Origin of the sequence: Planctomonas sp. JC2975 (genome assembly GCF_012985205.1) — a bacterium.
Classification (GTDB): Bacteria; Actinomycetota; Actinomycetes; order Actinomycetales; family Microbacteriaceae; genus Humibacter.
On sequence record NZ_JABEKS010000001.1, the window covers coordinates 2,773,794 to 2,791,602 of the forward strand.

General features: G+C 69.7%; 14 protein-coding genes. 8 read left to right on the plus strand and 6 right to left on the minus strand.

Annotation, left to right across the window (positions count from 1 at the left end; all coding sequences use genetic code 11):
* The first annotated feature begins 12 nt into the window (after positions 1-12).
* A complete protein-coding gene (locus HII28_RS12685; protein ID WP_205864649.1) occupies positions 13-1,005 on the plus strand; it encodes a DNA-3-methyladenine glycosylase 2 family protein in 993 nt (330 codons plus the stop codon).
* A gap of 31 nt (positions 1,006-1,036) precedes the next feature.
* Here HII28_RS12685 and HII28_RS12690 read toward each other — a convergent pair whose 3' ends face one another.
* Positions 1,037-1,831 (minus strand): thioesterase family protein, encoded by a 795-nt coding sequence (locus HII28_RS12690; protein ID WP_170025714.1) that lies wholly within the window; start codon positions 1,829-1,831, stop codon positions 1,037-1,039.
* Positions 1,832-2,006: 175 nt separating this feature from the next.
* On the opposite strand from HII28_RS12690, the gene HII28_RS12695 reads away from it, so the two are divergent.
* Positions 2,007-2,366 carry a hypothetical protein gene (locus HII28_RS12695; RefSeq protein ID WP_170025715.1) on the plus strand — a complete coding sequence of 120 codons (360 nt, stop codon included), beginning with the start codon at positions 2,007-2,009 and terminating at the stop codon, positions 2,364-2,366.
* A gap of 45 nt (positions 2,367-2,411) precedes the next feature.
* Here the strand turns inward: HII28_RS12695 and HII28_RS12700 are convergent, their stop codons facing one another.
* Complete coding sequence (locus HII28_RS12700) at positions 2,412-3,269, minus strand: siderophore-interacting protein (protein ID WP_170025716.1); 858 nt, start codon at positions 3,267-3,269, stop codon at positions 2,412-2,414.
* Positions 3,270-3,309: 40 nt separating this feature from the next.
* Positions 3,310-4,221, minus strand: a complete 912-nt coding sequence (locus HII28_RS12705; RefSeq protein ID WP_170025717.1) for an SDR family oxidoreductase — start codon at positions 4,219-4,221, stop codon at positions 3,310-3,312.
* 164 nt (positions 4,222-4,385) lie between these two features.
* Between HII28_RS12705 and HII28_RS12710 the strand changes: the two genes are divergently transcribed.
* The 6 genes from HII28_RS12710 (at position 4,386) to HII28_RS20290 (ending at position 14,567) form a co-directional block, all read left to right on the plus strand.
* Positions 4,386-5,006: a TetR family transcriptional regulator gene (locus HII28_RS12710; RefSeq protein ID WP_170025718.1), complete on the plus strand. Its 621-nt coding sequence runs from the start codon at positions 4,386-4,388 to the stop codon at positions 5,004-5,006.
* 34 nt (positions 5,007-5,040) lie between these two features.
* Positions 5,041-5,634, plus strand: coding sequence for a gamma carbonic anhydrase family protein (locus tag HII28_RS12715; RefSeq protein WP_170025719.1), 594 nt, complete (start codon positions 5,041-5,043; stop codon positions 5,632-5,634).
* 112 nt (positions 5,635-5,746) lie between these two features.
* Positions 5,747-7,018, plus strand: coding sequence for an MFS transporter (locus tag HII28_RS12720; RefSeq protein ID WP_170025720.1), 1,272 nt, complete (start codon positions 5,747-5,749; stop codon positions 7,016-7,018).
* Between the two features lie 135 nt (positions 7,019-7,153).
* On the plus strand, positions 7,154-10,930 hold the full coding sequence (locus HII28_RS12725; RefSeq protein WP_170025721.1) for a bifunctional proline dehydrogenase/L-glutamate gamma-semialdehyde dehydrogenase: 3,777 nt from the start codon (positions 7,154-7,156) through the stop codon (positions 10,928-10,930).
* Positions 10,931-11,461: 531 nt separating this feature from the next.
* Positions 11,462-12,328: a C40 family peptidase gene (locus tag HII28_RS20285; RefSeq protein ID WP_240977349.1), complete on the plus strand. Its 867-nt coding sequence runs from the start codon at positions 11,462-11,464 to the stop codon at positions 12,326-12,328.
* 265 nt (positions 12,329-12,593) lie between these two features.
* Complete coding sequence (locus HII28_RS20290; protein WP_240977351.1) at positions 12,594-14,567, plus strand: C40 family peptidase; 1,974 nt, start codon at positions 12,594-12,596, stop codon at positions 14,565-14,567.
* 74 nt (positions 14,568-14,641) lie between these two features.
* Here the strand turns inward: HII28_RS20290 and HII28_RS12740 are convergent, their stop codons facing one another.
* The 3 genes from HII28_RS12740 to HII28_RS12750 all read right to left on the minus strand — a co-directional run bounded on the left by HII28_RS12740 (position 14,642) and on the right by HII28_RS12750 (position 17,763).
* Positions 14,642-15,169, minus strand: coding sequence for a hypothetical protein (locus HII28_RS12740; RefSeq protein WP_170025722.1), 528 nt, complete (start codon positions 15,167-15,169; stop codon positions 14,642-14,644).
* 90 nt (positions 15,170-15,259) lie between these two features.
* Positions 15,260-16,924: a HAMP domain-containing sensor histidine kinase gene (locus tag HII28_RS20735; protein WP_170025723.1), complete on the minus strand. Its 1,665-nt coding sequence runs from the start codon at positions 16,922-16,924 to the stop codon at positions 15,260-15,262.
* Positions 16,921-17,763 (minus strand): response regulator transcription factor, encoded by an 843-nt coding sequence (locus HII28_RS12750; RefSeq protein ID WP_346769297.1) that lies wholly within the window; start codon positions 17,761-17,763, stop codon positions 16,921-16,923. Before HII28_RS12750 ends, HII28_RS20735 begins: the two co-directional genes overlap by 4 nt.
* Positions 17,764-17,809: the final 46 nt, after the last annotated feature.

Below are 17,809 nucleotides of genomic sequence, written 5' to 3' on the forward strand. Positions count from 1 at the left end.
TAGCCTGGATCCATGTCCTCGATCGCCGCTGCGCCCACCGCAGGTGACGCGGCGGATCCGCGACCGGGATCCGACGACCGGCCGGTCGGGCCGGTGACGTGCGAGTACCGGCCGCGAACGCCGATCGACCTGCGGCAGACGCTCGGGATCCTGGGCCGCGGCACCTACGACCAGACCACCATCTGGGACGCCAAGGGCGTGTGGCGCACGTTCAGAACGCCCGTCGGTCCGGTGACGCTTCGACTGGAACAGCGTCCGGACGGCGTCGACGCCGCAGCGTGGGGGCCGGGTGCGGAGTGGGTGATCGGGGGTGTGCCCGAGCTCTTGGGCGCGGGGGACGATTGGAGTGCGCTCGACGTGGCGCGGTATCCGTTCCTGGCCGAAGTGCTGCGCCGGCGGCAGGGAATGCGGCTGCCGCGCACGCGGCGCGTGCTGGAGGCGCTCGCGCCGGCGATCATCGAGCAGAAGGTCACCAGCCTCGAGGCGTACCGGGAGTGGGCGCGCATCGTTCGCTGGTATGGCGAGATCGCGCCGGGCGTGCACGAGGGGTTCGTGCCTCGCGACTTGCGGGTCTGCCCGTCGGCGCACACGCTGAGACATGTTCCGTCGTGGGAATGGCATCGACTGGGTGTCGATCCGAACCGGTCGCGCACTCTCGTGCTGGCGAGCCGGTCGGCTGATTCGCTGGAACGCATCGTCGACGACGGGGGAGCGGATGCCGCCGCCAAGCTTCGGACGATCTCCGGCATCGGCGTGTGGACGGCCGCGGAGACGCTGCAGCGCTCGCACGGCGACCCCGACCAGATCAGCCTGGGCGACTACGGCCTGAGCAAGACCGTGGGATTCGCGCTCACCGGATCCCCGACCGACGACGACGGCATGCTCGAACTCCTCGAACCATGGGCCGGGCAGCGTCAGCGCGTGGTGCGTCTGATCCTGGCATCCGGACGTGCGCCGGCGAGACGAGCGCCGCGCGCCACCATCACCGACCACCGGTGGCGGTGACGCGGACGGCCCTCAGCCGACGGGTCCGACCTCACGGCCGAACGGTCAGCGACTGACTCGATGCGCCGAGCGGCCCTGACTCGTCGAACAGAACGGTGTGCGTGAGTCCCGCGCCGTCCGGTCCGAAGCTGACGCTCGTGTCCCCGCCGATCCACTGGCCGGCCGGCTCGCGGAACAAGTGAGCGGTGAGGTCGAGATTCGGGAAGGCGACCTGGGTCGGCGGCATCCGAACAGTCATCCCGTTGGCGATGTCGATGACGCCGAGCAGCCGTGCGACGGGTGATATCGGTTCGCCCTCGAGCAGCGGGATCCGCGGCCGCAGCCAGAAGGATGCCCTTCCCGGCTCGACCTGCCGCCGCAGCGTCTCGACGGTGTCGACGAACCCGCCCGGCCAATCCGCGGATGCGCTCCACGGCTCGAACGTCTCGCGCGGGGCGAGCGACGGGATCCCGGATCCTGCGACCGACGTGGTGTCGCTGCGCTGCATCCACCACGCCCTGGCGATGATCGCCGGCCGGGCGTCGTGGCTCAGCACGGCCTCGACGAGCTCGATCGTGCGGCCAGGGCGCAGCATCCGCACCTCGATCTCGACCTCCTCGATCGGGAGCACGCCGAGAATGTCGTACGAGACGCGGGCCAGCAGCATCCGGTCCGGCCGTCGCGACGCATGCTCCTGCTCGATCACGTGCGCGATGAGTCCGAGCGCCGGAGCGACGTGCTGTTCGTCGATGTTCCAGGCGCCCTGCACGGCGAGCGTGGCACGGAACGCGGATGCTCCGGTGCGCTCGAAGTACGCGGAGGGCTCGGCGGGGCGCTCAGCAGGCATCCTCGGATGCTACGTGCTCGCTCCCGGCATGCCGAAGGACGTTGTGCCGCTCCTGCACGTCGCCGCCTCGTCGGCCGGTCATCTTGTGGCGGTGCCACGGGAGCGGGTCGCACGGCTCGGGTGAAGCGATGACGGATGCGACCGCGGCCGCGTCTGCACGTTCTAGCCTGCGCGCATGAGTTCGAAGAGCAAGCAGGGGCCGCACCGCGAGGAGACACTGCCGGTCAACCGAGGTCTGCTCGGATGGCTGGCCGGCCTCATCACGGCCGTGATCATCGCGTTCCCGCTGTCTGCGGCGATCGCCTACGCAACGCACCCGTCGACGCGGAAGCTGTTCGGTGAGCACCTGTCCAACGCATCTGCAGCTGGATTCGCCACGTTCTGGTGGATCCTCGCCGTGCTGCTCGCGGCGCTGCCGTTCCTGGTCGGCTTCGGCATCTCGAAGCTGTCGGCCAAGTGGCTCGCGATCTTCGGTGTGATCGTGGTCATCCTGGTGATCGGCCTCATCGTGCTCGGGCAGATGTTCGCATTCTGACGGAGAAGTAGGTCCGGCTGCTCCGCGCGAACCCCGGCGGACGGATCAGTCGGGATCCGACGGGTCGATCGGCTCGTGGTGGTCGCGGTTCACCACGCCTCGCTTCCAGTACCCCTGAACGTCCAGCTGATCGGGGCGAAGCTCCGCCTCGTGCTTGAGGTACCGCCGTACCGGAATCAGAGCGGATGCCTCTCCCGCCGCCCACACGTAGACATCCGGCCCCAGCTCCAGCGACCGGACGGCCTCCTCCAGTTGTCCGGGTCCGTCCTCGCGGTAGAGCCATTCGACGGACGCCCGCGCCAGCTGCTCGGCGGACAGGTACGGCTCCACCTCTTCGTCGGCGACGTCGAGGAGGGCAGTGATCCGCGTGGTCTCCGGCAGCAGGTCGAGCCAGCGGGTGAATGAGGGGAGAGCCGTCTCATCCGCGATGAGCACGGCCTCCGCGACGTCCTGCGGAGCCTCGCGCGACCCGCGCGGCCCGGCGACGGCGATCTCGTCACCGGGCTGCGCGGCGGCGGCCCACGCTGAGGCGGGACCGCCGCCCGCTGGATCCTTCGGGTTGCCGTGTGCGGCGGTGGGTGAGTGCAGCACGAAGTCGAGGTCGAGCTCGGCTGCACCGAACGGCGCAGGGCGGAACTGCTGTGGCGTGTAGTCGCGGGAGATGATGACGCCGCTCGTCGGCCGGTGGATGCCGTCACCCCGCAGCTCCGGAACCGTCAGCACTCCGGTCACGGGGTCGGGGAAGAACACCTTGACGTGATCCGTCGGGCCGGAGGAAGCGAAGTCGTTCAGCGCATCGCCGATGAGCGTGACGCGCACCATGGAGGGCGTGAGCTGCTCGATGTGCGAAACAGTCAGTCGACGGATCGCCATCTCGTGGCGGATGTGCACTCGTGCGGCCATGATCAGACGCTACGCCCGAAGCCCAGCTCGCAGAGCCGGACTACACGAGTGTCCGCACGGCGCGGTCCGCATAGTTCTGCTCAAGGTCCTCCAGGAGACCGATCTCCCGAGGCTCCCAGCCGAGGAGCGCCCGGGTGGCCGTGCTGGTCGCCGCGAGATCGCGTGCGAAGAATCCGGCCAGGAATCCGAAGCGGTCCTGTGCGTCATCCGTCGAGACGGAGTCGACCGGAATGCCCAGTCCCCGTCCGATCGCCTCGGCCATCTCCTTCGTCGGGACGCCCTCCTCGGCCGCGGCGTGCAGGATGCTGCCGCCCGGCGCCTTCTCGAGCGCGAGGCTCACGAGACGGCCGGCGTCGTCACGGTGCACTGCGGCCCAGCGCTGCGATCCGTCGCCGATGTAGCCGGACACCCCGTTCTCGCGGGCGATGCGCACGAAGGTTGCGCTGAATCCGTGGTCGCCTGTGCCGTGCACGGTCGGCGCGAAGCGCAGGGACACCGGAGCGATCCCTCGCGCGGTGAGGTCGAGCGCGAACCGCTCGGCACCGCCGCGGGGACTCTCCGCGCCCACGTGCGGGGACTGGTCAGCCTCGGTCAGCGGCCGACCGTTCTCCGCACCCGCCATGCCCGAGGCGAACAGGAGCTTGCGTCCGCTGCCCTCGAGCGCGTCGGCGAAGGTCTCGAGTGCGGCGCGCTCCGTGCGTCCGGAGGCGGCGAAGTCCGAGAAGTCGTGCTTGAAGCCGAGGTGGATGACGGCATCGGATGCCGCGGCCCCCGCCCGCAGCACGTCGAGGTCGTCGAGCCCGCCGCGCACGGGCGTGGCGCCGGCGGACTCGAGGGCGGATGCCGAGGCATCCGATCGCGCCAGTCCGGTCACCTCGTGGCCCGCCGCCAGCAGGTGGGGGACGACGCCGGTTCCGATCCAGCCGGATGCCCCTGTCATGAAGATGCGCATGAGACGTACTCCTTCTCGCCCGTCGAGCCGTCCGTCGGGCACCGATGGCGCGCGCCGTGGCACACGAGCGTCATCGATGGTGTGATGTCAGTTGCTGACATCAAGAACGCTAGCACTGATGTCAGTATCTGTCATCACTGTGCGGCATCGGTAGAATCGACGCCATGACTAGGTGGGAGCCGGATGCGCGTGGCAGGATGCAGCGCGCAGCTCTCGACCTGTACGCGGAGCGCGGCTTCGACGAGACGACGGTGCACGACATCGCGCAACGGGCGGGCGTGACCGAGCGCACCTTCTTCCGTCACTTCTCCGACAAGCGAGAGGTGCTCTTCGACGGATCACACGAGCTCGAGCAGGTCGTCGTGCGCGGGCTCGAGGAGTCTCCTTCATCCGTTCCCCTCGAGATGGTCGCTGACGGCTTCGCCGCAGCAGCGCCCTTCTTCGACGAGCGGCGCGAGTGGTCGAAGAAGCGGTCGGCGGTGATCTCCGCCGAAGGCAGTCTGCTCGAGCGCGAGCTGCTCAAGCTGTCGACCATGGGCGCCGCGATCACGGAAGCGCTTCGCGGCCGCGGAGTCGGCGACCGGGACGCGGAACTCGCCGGCGACCTCGGCGTCGCTGCATTCGGCTGTGCCTTTCAGCGCTGGATCGACGGCGACTATGCCGCCGTGGCCGGGGATGGCGCCGGCTTCGCCGAGTGTCTCCGCGACACCTTCCGCGACGTCTCCGGCGTGTTGCGCGCGTGCGACCAGGTCGCGGCGCCCCAGGTGGAGAACGCTGCCATCTAGCTCCTGCAGCTCGACCAACGATCGGAGCCATCCCATGCTCGTGCGTCATCGCGGCCTCCAGCCGAGCGTCGATCCGTCGGGGTACGTCGCACCGACAGCCGTGCTCGTCGGCGACGTGCGCATCGCGGCCGGCGCGCGCATCCTGCACGGTGCGGTCGTCACGGCCGAGGACGGCCAGGTCGTCATCGGCGAGGACGCGGTCGTCATGGAGAACGCGCTCATTCGTGGAAGGGCGGCTCATCCGGTTCGTATCGGCGCGGCTGTCTTGGTCGGGCCCAACGCGCACCTGAACGGATGCGTCATCGAGGACGAGTGCTTCATCGCGACAGGAGCCGCACTGTTCCCCGGCAGCCGGATCGGGTCAGGAGCCGAGGTGCGCATCAACGGCGTGGTGCAGGTGAACACGGTCGTCCCATCGGGCGGCGTGGTGCCGATCGGATGGATCGCCGTCGGCGACCCGGCGGTCATCCTGCCTCCGGAGAGTCACGAGGAGATCTGGGCGATCCAGCGCGAGCTCGACTTCCCGGGAACGGTCTACGGCGTCGACCGCGGGGTTTCCATGCGCGAGCTCATGCGCCGTCAGTCGTCGTACTACGGCGAGCACGCGGAAGACCAGGTCGTCGGGTAGGGCCGGCGCGGCCGGCCATCCGCAGACCTCTCGAGACGAAATGGCAGGAATCCAGCGGAGATAGGCGTTCTTGCCACTCGTTGCCGATGGCGCCGCCCGCCACTGTGGTGACATGACGACCACGACCCGATCGGATGCCGCGCCGCACCTGCGCATCGCACGTCGCCTCGCCCCCGCACAGGCTCTGTACGTGTTCGGCAGCTCCGTCGACCTGACGCTGACCGGCATCGTCGGATCGCGACTCGCGCCGACCACCGCGCTCGCGACGGTGCCGTTCAGCCTGATCCCGGTGGTCGCCGTCGCGACGACCTTCGTCATCTCGCGCTTCATCGGCCGCCTCGGATACCGCAGAGTGTTCGTCTCTGTGGCGTTCGTCGCGGTGCTCGCGGGTCTGGTCTCGGCCGTGGCCGTGCAGCTCGACCTGTTCTGGCTGTTCTGCGTCGGCACAGGGTTGATCGGTGCGTACTCGGCCGGCGCCGGCTACTACCGGTACGCGGCGGCTGACGCATCAGGATCCCAGCGCGCACGCGCCGTCACCACGGTGCTCGCCGGCGGCCTCGTCGCGGCGCTCCTCGGGCCGTTTCTCGCCACGTGGGTGAGCGGGCTGCTGCCCGTCGCGTTCGTCGCCAGCTATCTGCTCGTCGCGCTGTTCGGGGCGCTTGCTGCGGTCTGGAATCTGACGCTCCCGCGGGAGCTGGCGGAGCTCGGACGCGGTGCTGCGGGCGGGGGACGGAGCGGTGAGGCGGCATCCGCGCCCGAAGACCGACCTCGGACCCGAAGGGTGCTGTGGCGCCAGCCCGTGCTGATCGCGGGCGTGGCGGCCACCTCGTTCGCCGCCATCTCGATGACGTCGATGATGACCGCCGGACCGATCGCCGGCATGGCCATGGGACACAGCGAAGCTGATGCCGCGCTGGCCGTTCAGCTGCACATGATCGGCATGTTCGCGCCCGGCTTCGTGATCGCGCGGGTCATCGGCCGCTTCGGCGAACGGTCCATCACGGTCGCCGGCGCCATCCTCGTCATCGTCGCGGGCGCCGCTGCCGCATGCAGCACGGCGGAGTGGGCGTTCCTCACGGCCATGTTCGCGATCGGGGTCGGCTGGAACTTCGCGTTCAGCGGTGGCAGCGCGCTCATCACGGATGCCTACCGACCGTCGGAGCGAGGCCGCGTGCAGCCCATCGCCGAGGTGATCACGAACGGTTTCCAGGTCGTCGGTTCGCTGAGCGCCGGCGTGCTCGCCACGGTTCCCGGATGGCGGATGCTCGGAATCGCGCTGATCGTCCTATCCGTCGTCGTCGGCATCGGTGTGGCAGCCGTGCGGCGCTCAGTGCGCTCCAGCGCACCGGATGCCGCCACTGCGTCGCCCGCTGCGGATGCCTGACCCCACTCCCGCGTCACCACCGGCGGCGGCGACGCACTGACGTTGCGCGGGGGGCATGAGGCGCGCCCATCCGTTGCGCCGCACGCCGCATCGACAATGGCCCCCGTTCAGGGTGCCGGAATAGTCTTGGGATCCATGGCGCAGGACAACGGCATCCGCACCCCCAGCGGTCCCCTTGGCGATGGCGGCTCACCAATTCCCGACGACGACCTCGGCACCCGGTCGATCGAACTCGTGCGTGCGTGGCTGCAGGCCTCCGACGCGAGAGACGCGATCCCCGAGGCGTCCAAGCGCGATCCCGCGGCTGAGCGGCTCGCCGGACTTCTGCGCGACCCCCGCGGCCTGGACTTCGCTGTCGGATTCGTCGACGGCGTTGCGCGTCCTCAGGACGTCTACGTGGCGGCGAAGAACCTCCACGCGCTCGCACGCCGGATCCCGCGCTTCCTGCCGTGGATCCACCGCGCGGCCATCGCGGTGGGCGGCACCATCGCTCCGGCGATCCCCTGGATCGTCATCCCGATCGCGCGCCGCGTGCTGCGGTCGATGGTGGGGCACCTCATCGTCGATGCGACTCCGGCGCGGCTGGGGACGGCGATCGCGCGGCTCCGGGACGGCAACGGGGTGCCGGGTGGCGCATCCGATGGCGGCGTTCGGCTCAACCTCAATCTGCTCGGCGAGGCGGTGCTGGGTGAGAACGAGGCGGATGCGCGGCTGGAGGGCACGCGCGAGCTGCTCGAGCGCGAGGACGTGGACTACGTCTCCATCAAGGTCTCCAGCGTCGCGAGCCAGCTGTCGATGTGGGCCTTCGACGAGTCGGTCGCGCGCGTGGTGCAGCGGCTTGCGCCGCTGTATCTCTTCGCCGCGGCATCCCCGACGCCGAAGTTCATCAACCTCGACATGGAGGAGTATCACGATCTCGACCTGACGATCGCGGTGTTCAAGCGGCTGCTCGGCGACCAGCGGCTGCTCGGTCTCGAGGCCGGAATCGTGCTGCAGGCCTACCTGCCCGACGCCCTCGATGCCCTCCAAGACCTGACCGAGTGGGCCCTTCACCGCAGGGCGGCCGGCGGCGCACCCATCAAGGTGCGCATCGTGAAGGGCGCGAATCTCCCCATGGAGCGGGTGGATGCCGCCGTGCACGGCTGGCCGCTCGCCCCGTACGACGGCAAGGTGCTCACCGACGCCAACTACAAGCGCGTTCTGGACTGGGCGCTCACCCCGGAGCACACCCACGCGGTGAAGATCGGCGTCGCCGGCCACAACCTGTTCGACGTCGCCCACGCCTGGCTGCTCGCTCGCAGCCGCGGCGTCGACGACCGCATCGACTTCGAGATGCTCCTCGGCATGGCCACCAGGCAGGCGGATGCCGTGGCCGGTACGGTCGGGGGGCTGCTCCTCTACGCGCCCGTCGTGCACCCGCGGCACTTCGACGTCGCCATCTCCTACCTGATGCGTCGGCTGCAGGAGAACGCGGCCGACGAGGACTTCCTCTCCGCGGCTTTCGAGCTCACGGAACAGCCGAGCTTGTTCGAACGCGAGAAGGCGCGGTTCCTGGCTTCGCTTGCCGAGCTCGAGGGGGAGGAAGGACCGCGCGGACTCGCGCCGCTGCCCAACCGTCGCCAGGACCGCGCGCGCGAGTGGGTGGAGTCGGATCCGACCACGCTATTCCACCCGCGCCCTGCACCGGTGGATCCGGCGGCGGAGGCGCTCGAGGAGGGATTGACGGGCGTCGTGCTGGGACTGGACAAGATCCAGCGCGGCAGCGGCCTCTTCCCGACGACCGGCGTCGTTCCGCTCCCCGAAGTCGGTTCCGTAGCACCGGATGCGTTCCCCGAAGAGGGGCAAGCGCCGCAGGACCGGGTCTTCCGCAACGAGTCCGACACCGACCCTTCCTTGCCGTCGAACAGGGCATGGGGGCGTCGCATCCTGTCATCCGTCTCCACGTCGACGGCCGGCGAGGAGACGCTGGCGCGTTCCCGCGTCGACGACGAGCGGATGCTCGACCACCTGCTGGCAGGCGTGCAGGCGACCGGTGCGCAGTGGGGCGCCATCTCCGGAAATGCACGCGCCGCGACCCTCGACCGTGTCGGCCTCGCACTCTCCGCGAACCGCGACCGCCTGATCGAGGTGATGGCCTCCGAAACGGGTAAGACGATCGCGGAAGCGGATCCCGAGGTCAGCGAGGCCGTCGACTTCGCGCACTATTACGCGGCACTCGCCCGCGAGCTCGACACGGTGCAGGGCGCCAGGTTCGTGCCGTCGCAGCTCACCGTCGTGACGCCGCCGTGGAACTTCCCGGTGTCGATCCCGGCCGGCAGCGTGCTCGGTCCGCTCGCCGCCGGCAGCGGAGTCGTTCTCAAGCCGGCTCCGCAGGCCAGGCGGTGCGCCGCAGTCCTCGCCGAATGCTTCTGGGAGGCGGGCATCTCCCGCGACCTCCTCGTGCTCGCCGATGTCGAGGAGGGTGCGCTCGGCCAGGCGCTGATCGCGAATCCGCGCGTCGATCGCGTGATCCTGACCGGCGCCTACGACACGGCGAAACTGTTCAAGAGCTGGCGTCCCGACCTTCCGCTGCTCGCCGAGACGAGCGGCAAGAACGCGATCATCGTGACTCCGAGCGCCGATGTGGACCTTGCGGTCGCAGATGTCGTGAAGAGCGCGTTCTCGAACGCCGGCCAGAAGTGCTCCGCCGCGAGCCTGGTCATCCTGGTCGGGTCGATGGGATCCTCCCGCCGCTTCCTCGACCAGCTCGCGGATGCCGCGGAGAGCGTCTACGTCGGCTGGCCCGAGCAGCCGGTGAGCTGGATGGGTCCGCTCATCGAGCCTGCCCGCGGCAAGCTCGCCTGGGCGCTCACCGAGCTTGAGGAGGGCGAGGAGTGGCTCGTCACCCCGCGCAATCTGGACGACACGGGCCGCCTCTGGTCGCCGGGCATCCGCACCGGCGTGCAGCCTGGATCCCGCTTCCACCGGACAGAGTTCTTCGGCCCCGTGCTCGGCGTCATGCACGCCCGCACGCTGGAGCAGGCGGTCGAGCTGCAGAACGCCGTCGACTACGGCCTCACCGCCGGCCTCCACTCGCTGGATCCCGACGAGATCGAGTACTGGACCTCTGCCGTCGAGGCCGGCAACCTCTACGTGAATCGCGGCATCACCGGCGCGATCGTGCAACGCCAGCCGTTCGGTGGCTGGAAGCGCTCGTCGGTGGGTGCCGGGCACAAGGCCGGAGGCCCCAACTACCTGTTCGGGCTCGGCAGCTGGGTCGGCGATGCCGGGGCATCCAGCTCCAGCCTGCACCTGCGCGGTCTCGACTCCCGGGTCACGCGGATCATCGAAGCCGGCCAGCCGTCGATGAGCTACGAAGAGTTCGACCTGGTGCGCCGGTCGGCGCTCAGCGACGCGATCGCGTGGGCGAACGAGTTCGGCGTGACGCGGGATGCCGCGGACCTCGGCGTCGAGCGCAACCTGTTCCGGTACCGGCCCGCTTCGGTGAGCATCCGGCTCAGCGAAGGCGTCGGCATCCCGGCGCTGCTGCGCGTGCTGGCGGCGGCGGCGCTCGTGCGCGGCCGCTTCGACGTGAGCACGCCAACACGGCTGCCGCGGCCGCTGCGCGAGGCGCTGCACGAGATCGGCACAGTGGATGTCGTGGAATCCGATGCCGCGTGGCTGCAGCGCGTGTACACGTCGGGCGTCTCCGTCGACTCGGAATCGCGGGCGACGGACCGTGTGCGGCTCATCGGCGGCGATGCGTCTGGACTTGCGCAGGCGCTCGGGGAACGGATCGACGTGGCCGTGTTCTCGGGGCCGGTGACGGCATCCGGACGCGTCGAGCTCCTGCCGTTCCTGCGCGAGCAGGCCATCTCCATCACGAACCATCGCTTCGGCAGCCCCACGGCGCTGACGGCCGACATCCTCTGAGCGGATGCCGACCTTGCTGGCGGTGGGCCAGACCCAGCACCCGTCCGCCCGTGCAGAAAATGCTCTTCGCGGCGTCCGAAGCGCATTTTCTGCACGTCGGACGGGATTTCGCGGGACCGCGCGACGGCCGCCGAACCTGGCACGGCCCGCAAGAGGGCCTGATGATTTCCTGACAGAGAGTCAGTAGCGGCGGCGTCCGCATCCGTCGACACGGCATCGGAAAAGCTGGTCGATCGACCAGCCAGCGGCGCGTGCGGGTGTCTCCACGGGTGTCCGCGGATCCGCGTCAGCATGCGGAACGCGCGTCACAGTGCGGCCCATCGGCGCGCCGTTCGGACGGCGTTCGACCGGTCGGCGATCCGTGGAAACTGCCCCTGATCGGCTTCTTGAGAACCTGGGCGCCTGCTGGGCGGCCCTCGGGGACGCACACCTACGGTGGAAACCGGCCGGCTTGAACCGGCCTTTTGTTTTGCACCCGAACGAAACATGGTGGCCGCAGTACGTGCGGGCCACCCTCTAGGTACCCGACTCATGCGCCTCCCCTCTTTTACGTACGAAAACCTGAACAACGTCGTCGCCCGCGGACGCTCCGCCATGGCGACAGGTCTGCGACCGGCCGTCGCGGGAATCCGCGACGCCTTCGGCCTCGGCCGGCGTGACGCGGCCCATCTCGCTGTCCCGGTGCCCCACCGGATGCCTCGCCGCCGCCTCGTAACGCTCGCCGTCGCCGGCATCTCGTTCGGCCTGGTCGCCAGCCTGACGACGGCTTTGCCGTCGTATGCGGCGCACGCCGAGACGATCCAGCAGTCCGCGATGGCATCCACGAGCCACCTCACCACGGCTCAGGTGCAGCAGGCGGCCCTGCACACCGCAATCCTCAACGCCGCGTCGCACGGCGACGTGCAACGTCTCGACGTCGCATCAGACGTCGCGACTCCGGCCGCGGTGCAGGACACGTTCTCCACCGTCGACGTGGTCGCCAACCTGCAGAGCCACTACGGCATCGACCAGGCGATGGCGCAGCAGCTCATCACCACCGGCAACCCGAGCGGACGGGCCGCGATCGTCTCGACCGCGATGAGCTACCTCGGCACGCCCTACGTGCTGGGCGGGGCATCGCACAGCGGCATCGACTGCTCTGGCCTCACGATGGTCGCCTACGCGGCCGCCGGTGTCGGCCTCGCGCACTACGTTCCGACCCAGGATGCCGTCGGTTCGCGGATCTCCGCGGCCGACGCCCGGCCAGGCGACCTCGTGGTCTGGGACGACGAGGACCACGTCGGCTTGTACATGGGCAACGGCATGGTCCTGCATGCGCCGACCGAAGGCCGCAACGTCGAGCTCGACCCGCTCACCCAATGGGCGAGCATCCCGTACCACTTCACACGTCTGATCTGAGATCCCTGACAGGAGCGATGGCGGGACCCGAGCGGTCCCGCCATCGCTGTTTCCGGCGCCATCGCCCACCCATCCGGTTCTCTAGCCGCCGTTGTGGGGCGCCCGATGGGTGTCGGCAACGCCGGATCCGGCGACATCCGCAGTTGCGTCCATAAGACGATCCGTTAGTGTGGAACGTGGTCGGCTCAGCCGTCCGCATTTTGGGGGACACGGAAGTCATGTCGTCCGTACCCCGCGTGCGGAAAGAGGAGCAGGCTGGGAGCGCATGGGTCGGAGAGCAGCGGCGGCCGGACCCGACCGCTCGTCGGCAGACGACGATGGCACCGTCGACTCCTTCGATGACGCATCGGGTCTGAACGTCTTCGCCGGCCTCTTCGAAACGGACCCCACCAAGCCCGACCGGGCGCCGGCCCCGCGCCCCGCAGTCCAGGCCGCACCGACGGCCGAGGTCCCGGGCACTCCGGCGTACGCACCGCCGCCGCTGCCCGTTGCGACATTCCCGCCTGCCTCGATGTGGCCGACACCCGCGCAGCCGGCGACGCCGCAGGACGCGGGGTTCCGACCTCCGTCGTCCGCTGGCCATGCAGCGCCTCCCACCCCGCCGGCGTCCGCCGCTCAACCGCTCTCCGGCTCAGAGGCCTGGCCCGGAATTCGCCCGGAGCCGGGCGCCGGGCTGTCGCGCCGCGAGGTTCGTGAGCAGGAGCGTGCGGCACAGGCGGCGTCCGAGGAATCCGCGCCCGCGCAGCCGATCCGCGCCATGCCGACAGGACCGGGGCTGCCGACACCACCGCTGACCAATTCGCCGGCTCAACCGCCGGCTCCGACCTGGGCCCCCGCGCCCGCCTCGGCACAGACGCCGGCTCCGACCTGGGGCCCCGCGCCCGCCTCAGCACAGACGCCGGCTCCGACCTGGGCCCCCGCGCCCGCCTCGGCACAGACGCCGGCACCGACGCCGGCCTCGGCCCCGACGCCGGCGGCGCTCCCCTCTCGCCGCGCTCTGCGCGAGGCGGCCAGAGTCGCGGCTGAACCCTCCGAGCCGGCGGCACAACAGGCGGCATCGGCTGCTGCTTCGCGGCACGAGAGCAACGGCCCGTCGGCTGGTCCCTTCGGCGGTGCGAATCCGGTCCCAGCCGGCAGGGAGAACGCGGCACCCGTCGAACGGGCGGTTCACGATCAGCCCGTCGACTTCGATCAGGTGCTCGGTCTCGATGCGGCTGCCGAGTCGGGCGGGTTCGGCGGCGATCAGGTGACGGATCCTCGCTCTGCCGCGCGACCGACGGCCTTCGCCGCATCCCAAGGGTTCAGCGACGCTCGGGAGCAGTTGGCGCAGCGCGGTCCGGGCGACGCGACCCAGCCCATCCGTCCCGAGCAGTGGAAGCGCGATCGGAGCGCTAGGGTGTCCAGGCCCGTTGACGACGTGCAACCGGATGCCGGGTTCGAGGACCGCGCTGGTCGGGCCGATCACTCCGCGAGCTCGGGAGGCGGGGCATCCGCGGCCGACGTGCACGGATTCCGTCCTCGGAACAGCGCAGTCGGCGACCAGCCGGGAGGCCGCATGCCCGGGGCTCCCGCGCATCGGGCACGGTCATCCCGCAGGTCGGCTGCGATCGCCGGTGGGGCGGTGCTCGCACTGATCCCAGGGCTGATGTTCGCCGCCCCGGCCAACGCCGCCGAAACGCTCAGCCCCGACCAGCTTCAGGCAACGATCGACAGCAACTCGAAGCTCATCGCGCAGAGGCTGCAGGTCTCGGCCTCGGTCAGCGGCAGCGCGGTGCAGACGGAGAACTACGTCGCAGGCGCCATCGCAGGCATCGTCGCCGCCGAGTCCGGGCCGGACGGCGCCGCGGTCGCGGTTGCCCTCGCAGAGGCGCTCCAGCACGGCGGTGCCCGCGAGAAGATCGTGGAGACAGCGCTCACCTACCTCGGCGACCCGTACGTGCTCGGCGGTTCGTCGCACGACGGCATCGACTGTTCCGGCCTCACGATGGTCTCGTATGCGGCGGCCGGCATCTCCCTGGTGCACTACGTGCCGTCGCAGGATGCCGTGGCCACCACCATCTCGGAAACCGACGCCCAGCCGGGAGACCTCGTCTTCTTCAACGACGAGGAGCACGTCGCGATCTACCTCGGCGGCGGCATGATCATCGAAGCTCCGGACTACGGCATCCCGGTGCGGATCGTCTCCCTCTCCACCTGGTCCGGCATCGGATACCACTTCGGACGCATCCTGCCGAACTGATCGCCTGGTCGGCTCCGCGGATCCGGCACGAGAATCGGACGAAGCGCTCGGCCTCGTCCGAACGGCGATGTGAGTCAGGCCGGGCGTTCCCCGTAGTCGGGCAGGTCGTGCGCCCGCAGGGCAGGAGCGAACCGTTCGGCGATCTCGGTGCCCGACAGAGCGAAGTCGCGTCCGCTGGCGTATCCGGCGGTCCATGCGATCGTCAGGTAGACCGCGAGGTCGAGACGGTGGACCAGCCAGCCCAATTGCGCGTCATCCGCTGCACCACGGCAGAGGCAGTCGTAGAGCTGCTCGCCCCAGGCCCTCATCGCTTTGCGGCCGGCCGGCGTCTCCAGGGTCGAGGCGAGCTCGACGAACGACCACGCGGCGACGGCTTCCTCGCGGAGCAGAATCGGCTCACTGAGGTGCTCGCCGGCATCATCGGCATGAGCCGCCGACGCCAGCCTGCGCTCGGCTGCCGTCAGGGACGTCAACAGGGATTCGCCGTAGCGTGCCCGCCGTTCCCTCCGCGCGCTTCTGGCGGAGACACTGAACGTGATGATGCCGCCGAGGGATGCGCCGAGCAGCGCCGCCAACACGTAGATCGCCGCGTCGAACCCCATGACGGCAAATGTAGCTTCGTGTCGGGGTGCCGCAGGGTGCCACCGCGCGGATCACCCTCTGGGCTCACCCATGGTGGCTCGGCAGGCAGCTCATTCTGCGGCGTCGCCAGGCGGCGTCAGCTCTCCGGATGCTGCCCGCTCCTCGGCCGTCGCGAGGTCGTCCGGCACGTCGGCCGACTCAGAAGTGTCGCGGTCGTCGCGTTGTGCGACGGCGACCGGCAGCGTGATCTCGACGGTGAGCCCGCCGCCAGGTGACGGAGACAGTCGGATCTCGCCCGCCGCCGTGTCCACCAGCCCCGCGACGATCGCGAGACCGAGTCCACTGCCGGTCGTCGTGTTGCGCGCCTCATCCACGCGGGTGAAACGGTCGAGGGCGATGGGCACGAAATCCGCCGGCATGCCCGGACCGTCGTCGACGACCGCGAGACGCACGGAAGCGTCATCCTGCGCCAGTCGTGCGGTGATGGTTCCCGAGCCCTGGTCGCTGCCGATCGCCTTGATGGCGTTCGCGATGAGGTTGTCGACGATGCGGCCGAAATCCTGCGTCGACATCGCGACCGTTCCGTCATCCGTGGTCTCTTCGGATACCTCGAAATCGATGACGGACTCGACGCCCTGAACCAGCGACGCCTGACGCATGCGGTCGATCGCGGCAGCGAGCTCGTCCTCGAGCTCGATCCAGCTCGATGATCCGCGCGTACCGTGCGCGTCGATCCTGGAGAGCTCGAGCAGGTTGGTCGCGAGGGTGGAGAGTCGCAGCACGGTCTGCTGGGCCTGCCGCACGTCGGCGAGGAGCGCATCCGCGTCGCCGATGTCCAGTTCGGCCAGCTCGAGCTCGCCGCGCAGCACAGCAAGCGGGGTGCGGAGCTCGTGGCTGGCGTCCGAGACGAGCTGCTTCTCGCGATCAGCGGATGCCCGCAGCGCCTCGATCAAGCCGTTCAGCGTCACCGCAAGGGCAGCGAGCTCATCGCGAACGGGCGGCACCTCGAGCAATTCCCCGCTCGTGCTGCCTCCGCGCATGGCGTCCTCGCGGGCGACTTCCGTGCTCGGCGTCGCGCCGGATCCCGTCGTCGTCCGCCGCCGTTGAGGACGGATTCCATTCGCCTGAGTACCCGGGATCGCGAAGTCGGGTTCGCCGCCATCGCGGCGGAATCCCTCCGTCTGTCTGCGCGAGATCGCATCGGCTTGCCGCCGCATCACGTTCACCGGGCGCAAGGCCGTGCGGGCCAGAATGTACGACGCGAGGGTGAAGCAAGCAACGAGGATCGCGGCGCCCACGATGAGAGCGGCGCTCAGCCTGTCGAGCACGAGCTGGTTGGCATCCTCGTTGCGCGCCGTGACGACGTACCAGACGCCGGTCGCCGTCTCGACGGGCCGCACCCGCACCGTGTACTCGGCGTTCGCCGTCTGCACTTTCGTGAACGTCTCGGTCTCCTCGCGCGGAGCCTTTCCGTATGGGCGAAGCGACTTCGGAAGGCTGGAGACGCGCACGTCGCCCGCCGGCGAGATGAGGGCGATGTACTGGCCGTCGCCTGGGACGGCGTCGAGATCGGTGGCGTGCCGCTGCAGCTGCTCCTCGAAGGGCTCCGCATCGTGACGCAGCAGTGTCACCGTCGCGTTGTTGAGGATGGCGTTAACGCCCAGCCGGATCCCCACGACGGCGACCACGCCGACGAGAACGGCGATGATCAGGCTGCCGACCGCGATCCGAGCCGTGATGGAGAGACGGCTGGAGAAGGATCGGATCCAGTTCACCGGTCCGGCTCGGTGGGGGCGGAATCCTGCGCGCTGCCGGCAGCGTCCGCGGTTCCGGCGGCGTCGGACAGCGCGTCATCCGTTGACGATGCAGCACCCGACGACTCGGAGGCGCCCGCGTGCTGGTCAGCGGACTGCTTGGCGGCCACCGAGGGATCGACGGTCTCCAGTCGATACCCCAGTCCGCGCACGGTGGCGATCCGGAGCCCCGTCGCCGAGGCGTCGAGCTTGCGTCGCACGTACGACACGTACTGGTCGAGCACGTTCTGATCGATGTGCTCGTGGCCGCCCCAGATGTCATCGAGGATGTCACCGCGCGTCACCATCTCGCCTGCGTGGAGGGCCAGGAGCCGCACGAGCGAGAACTCCCGCGGGCTGAATGCCACCTGACGGCCGTCAGCGGTCGCCTTGTGCTCGAGCGAATCGATCGTGAGGTTGCCCACCTTGAGGGTCGGCTTGGCCGACGCATCCCTGCGCAGCAGCGCTCGCAGCCTGGCGGCGAGCTCCGCGAAGGCGAAGGGCTTGGTGAGGTAGTCGTCGGCGCCGGAGTCGAGACCGAACACGCGGTCTTCGACGGCGTCCCGTGCTGTCAGCAGCAGAATCGGCATGGTCTTGCCGGACTCGCGCACCCGGCGGCACAGCTCGAATCCGCTCATTCCGGGAAGCATCACGTCGACGGCCAGCGCGTCGACGGTGTTGTCGCGCAATGTGATCAAGGCGTCGACGCCATTGTCCACCGAGAGCACGTCGTAGCCTTCGGCCGCCAATCCTCGCCGGAGCAGGCGGGCCATGTCGGGGTCGTCCTCCACGACGAGGAGGCGCGCAGTCGTATCGTCCACTCCACCATGGTCACAGAGGGCGCTGAGCGAGTCGAGAGGGAATGCT

Coding starts and splice junctions, on each gene's coding strand:
- HII28_RS12685 (WP_205864649.1), top strand. CDS start 13: ATGTCCTCGATCGCCGCTGCGCCCACCGCAGGTGACGCGGCGGATCCG.
- HII28_RS12690 (WP_170025714.1), bottom strand. CDS start 1,831: ATGCCTGCTGAGCGCCCCGCCGAGCCCTCCGCGTACTTCGAGCGCACC.
- HII28_RS12695 (WP_170025715.1), top strand. CDS start 2,007: ATGAGTTCGAAGAGCAAGCAGGGGCCGCACCGCGAGGAGACACTGCCG.
- HII28_RS12700 (WP_170025716.1), bottom strand. CDS start 3,269: ATGGCCGCACGAGTGCACATCCGCCACGAGATGGCGATCCGTCGACTG.
- HII28_RS12705 (WP_170025717.1), bottom strand. CDS start 4,221: ATGCGCATCTTCATGACAGGGGCATCCGGCTGGATCGGAACCGGCGTC.
- HII28_RS12710 (WP_170025718.1), top strand. CDS start 4,386: ATGACTAGGTGGGAGCCGGATGCGCGTGGCAGGATGCAGCGCGCAGCT.
- HII28_RS12715 (WP_170025719.1), top strand. CDS start 5,041: ATGCTCGTGCGTCATCGCGGCCTCCAGCCGAGCGTCGATCCGTCGGGG.
- HII28_RS12720 (WP_170025720.1), top strand. CDS start 5,747: ATGACGACCACGACCCGATCGGATGCCGCGCCGCACCTGCGCATCGCA.
- HII28_RS12725 (WP_170025721.1), top strand. CDS start 7,154: ATGGCGCAGGACAACGGCATCCGCACCCCCAGCGGTCCCCTTGGCGAT.
- HII28_RS20285 (WP_240977349.1), top strand. CDS start 11,462: ATGCGCCTCCCCTCTTTTACGTACGAAAACCTGAACAACGTCGTCGCC.
- HII28_RS20290 (WP_240977351.1), top strand. CDS start 12,594: ATGGGTCGGAGAGCAGCGGCGGCCGGACCCGACCGCTCGTCGGCAGAC.
- HII28_RS12740 (WP_170025722.1), bottom strand. CDS start 15,169: ATGGGGTTCGACGCGGCGATCTACGTGTTGGCGGCGCTGCTCGGCGCA.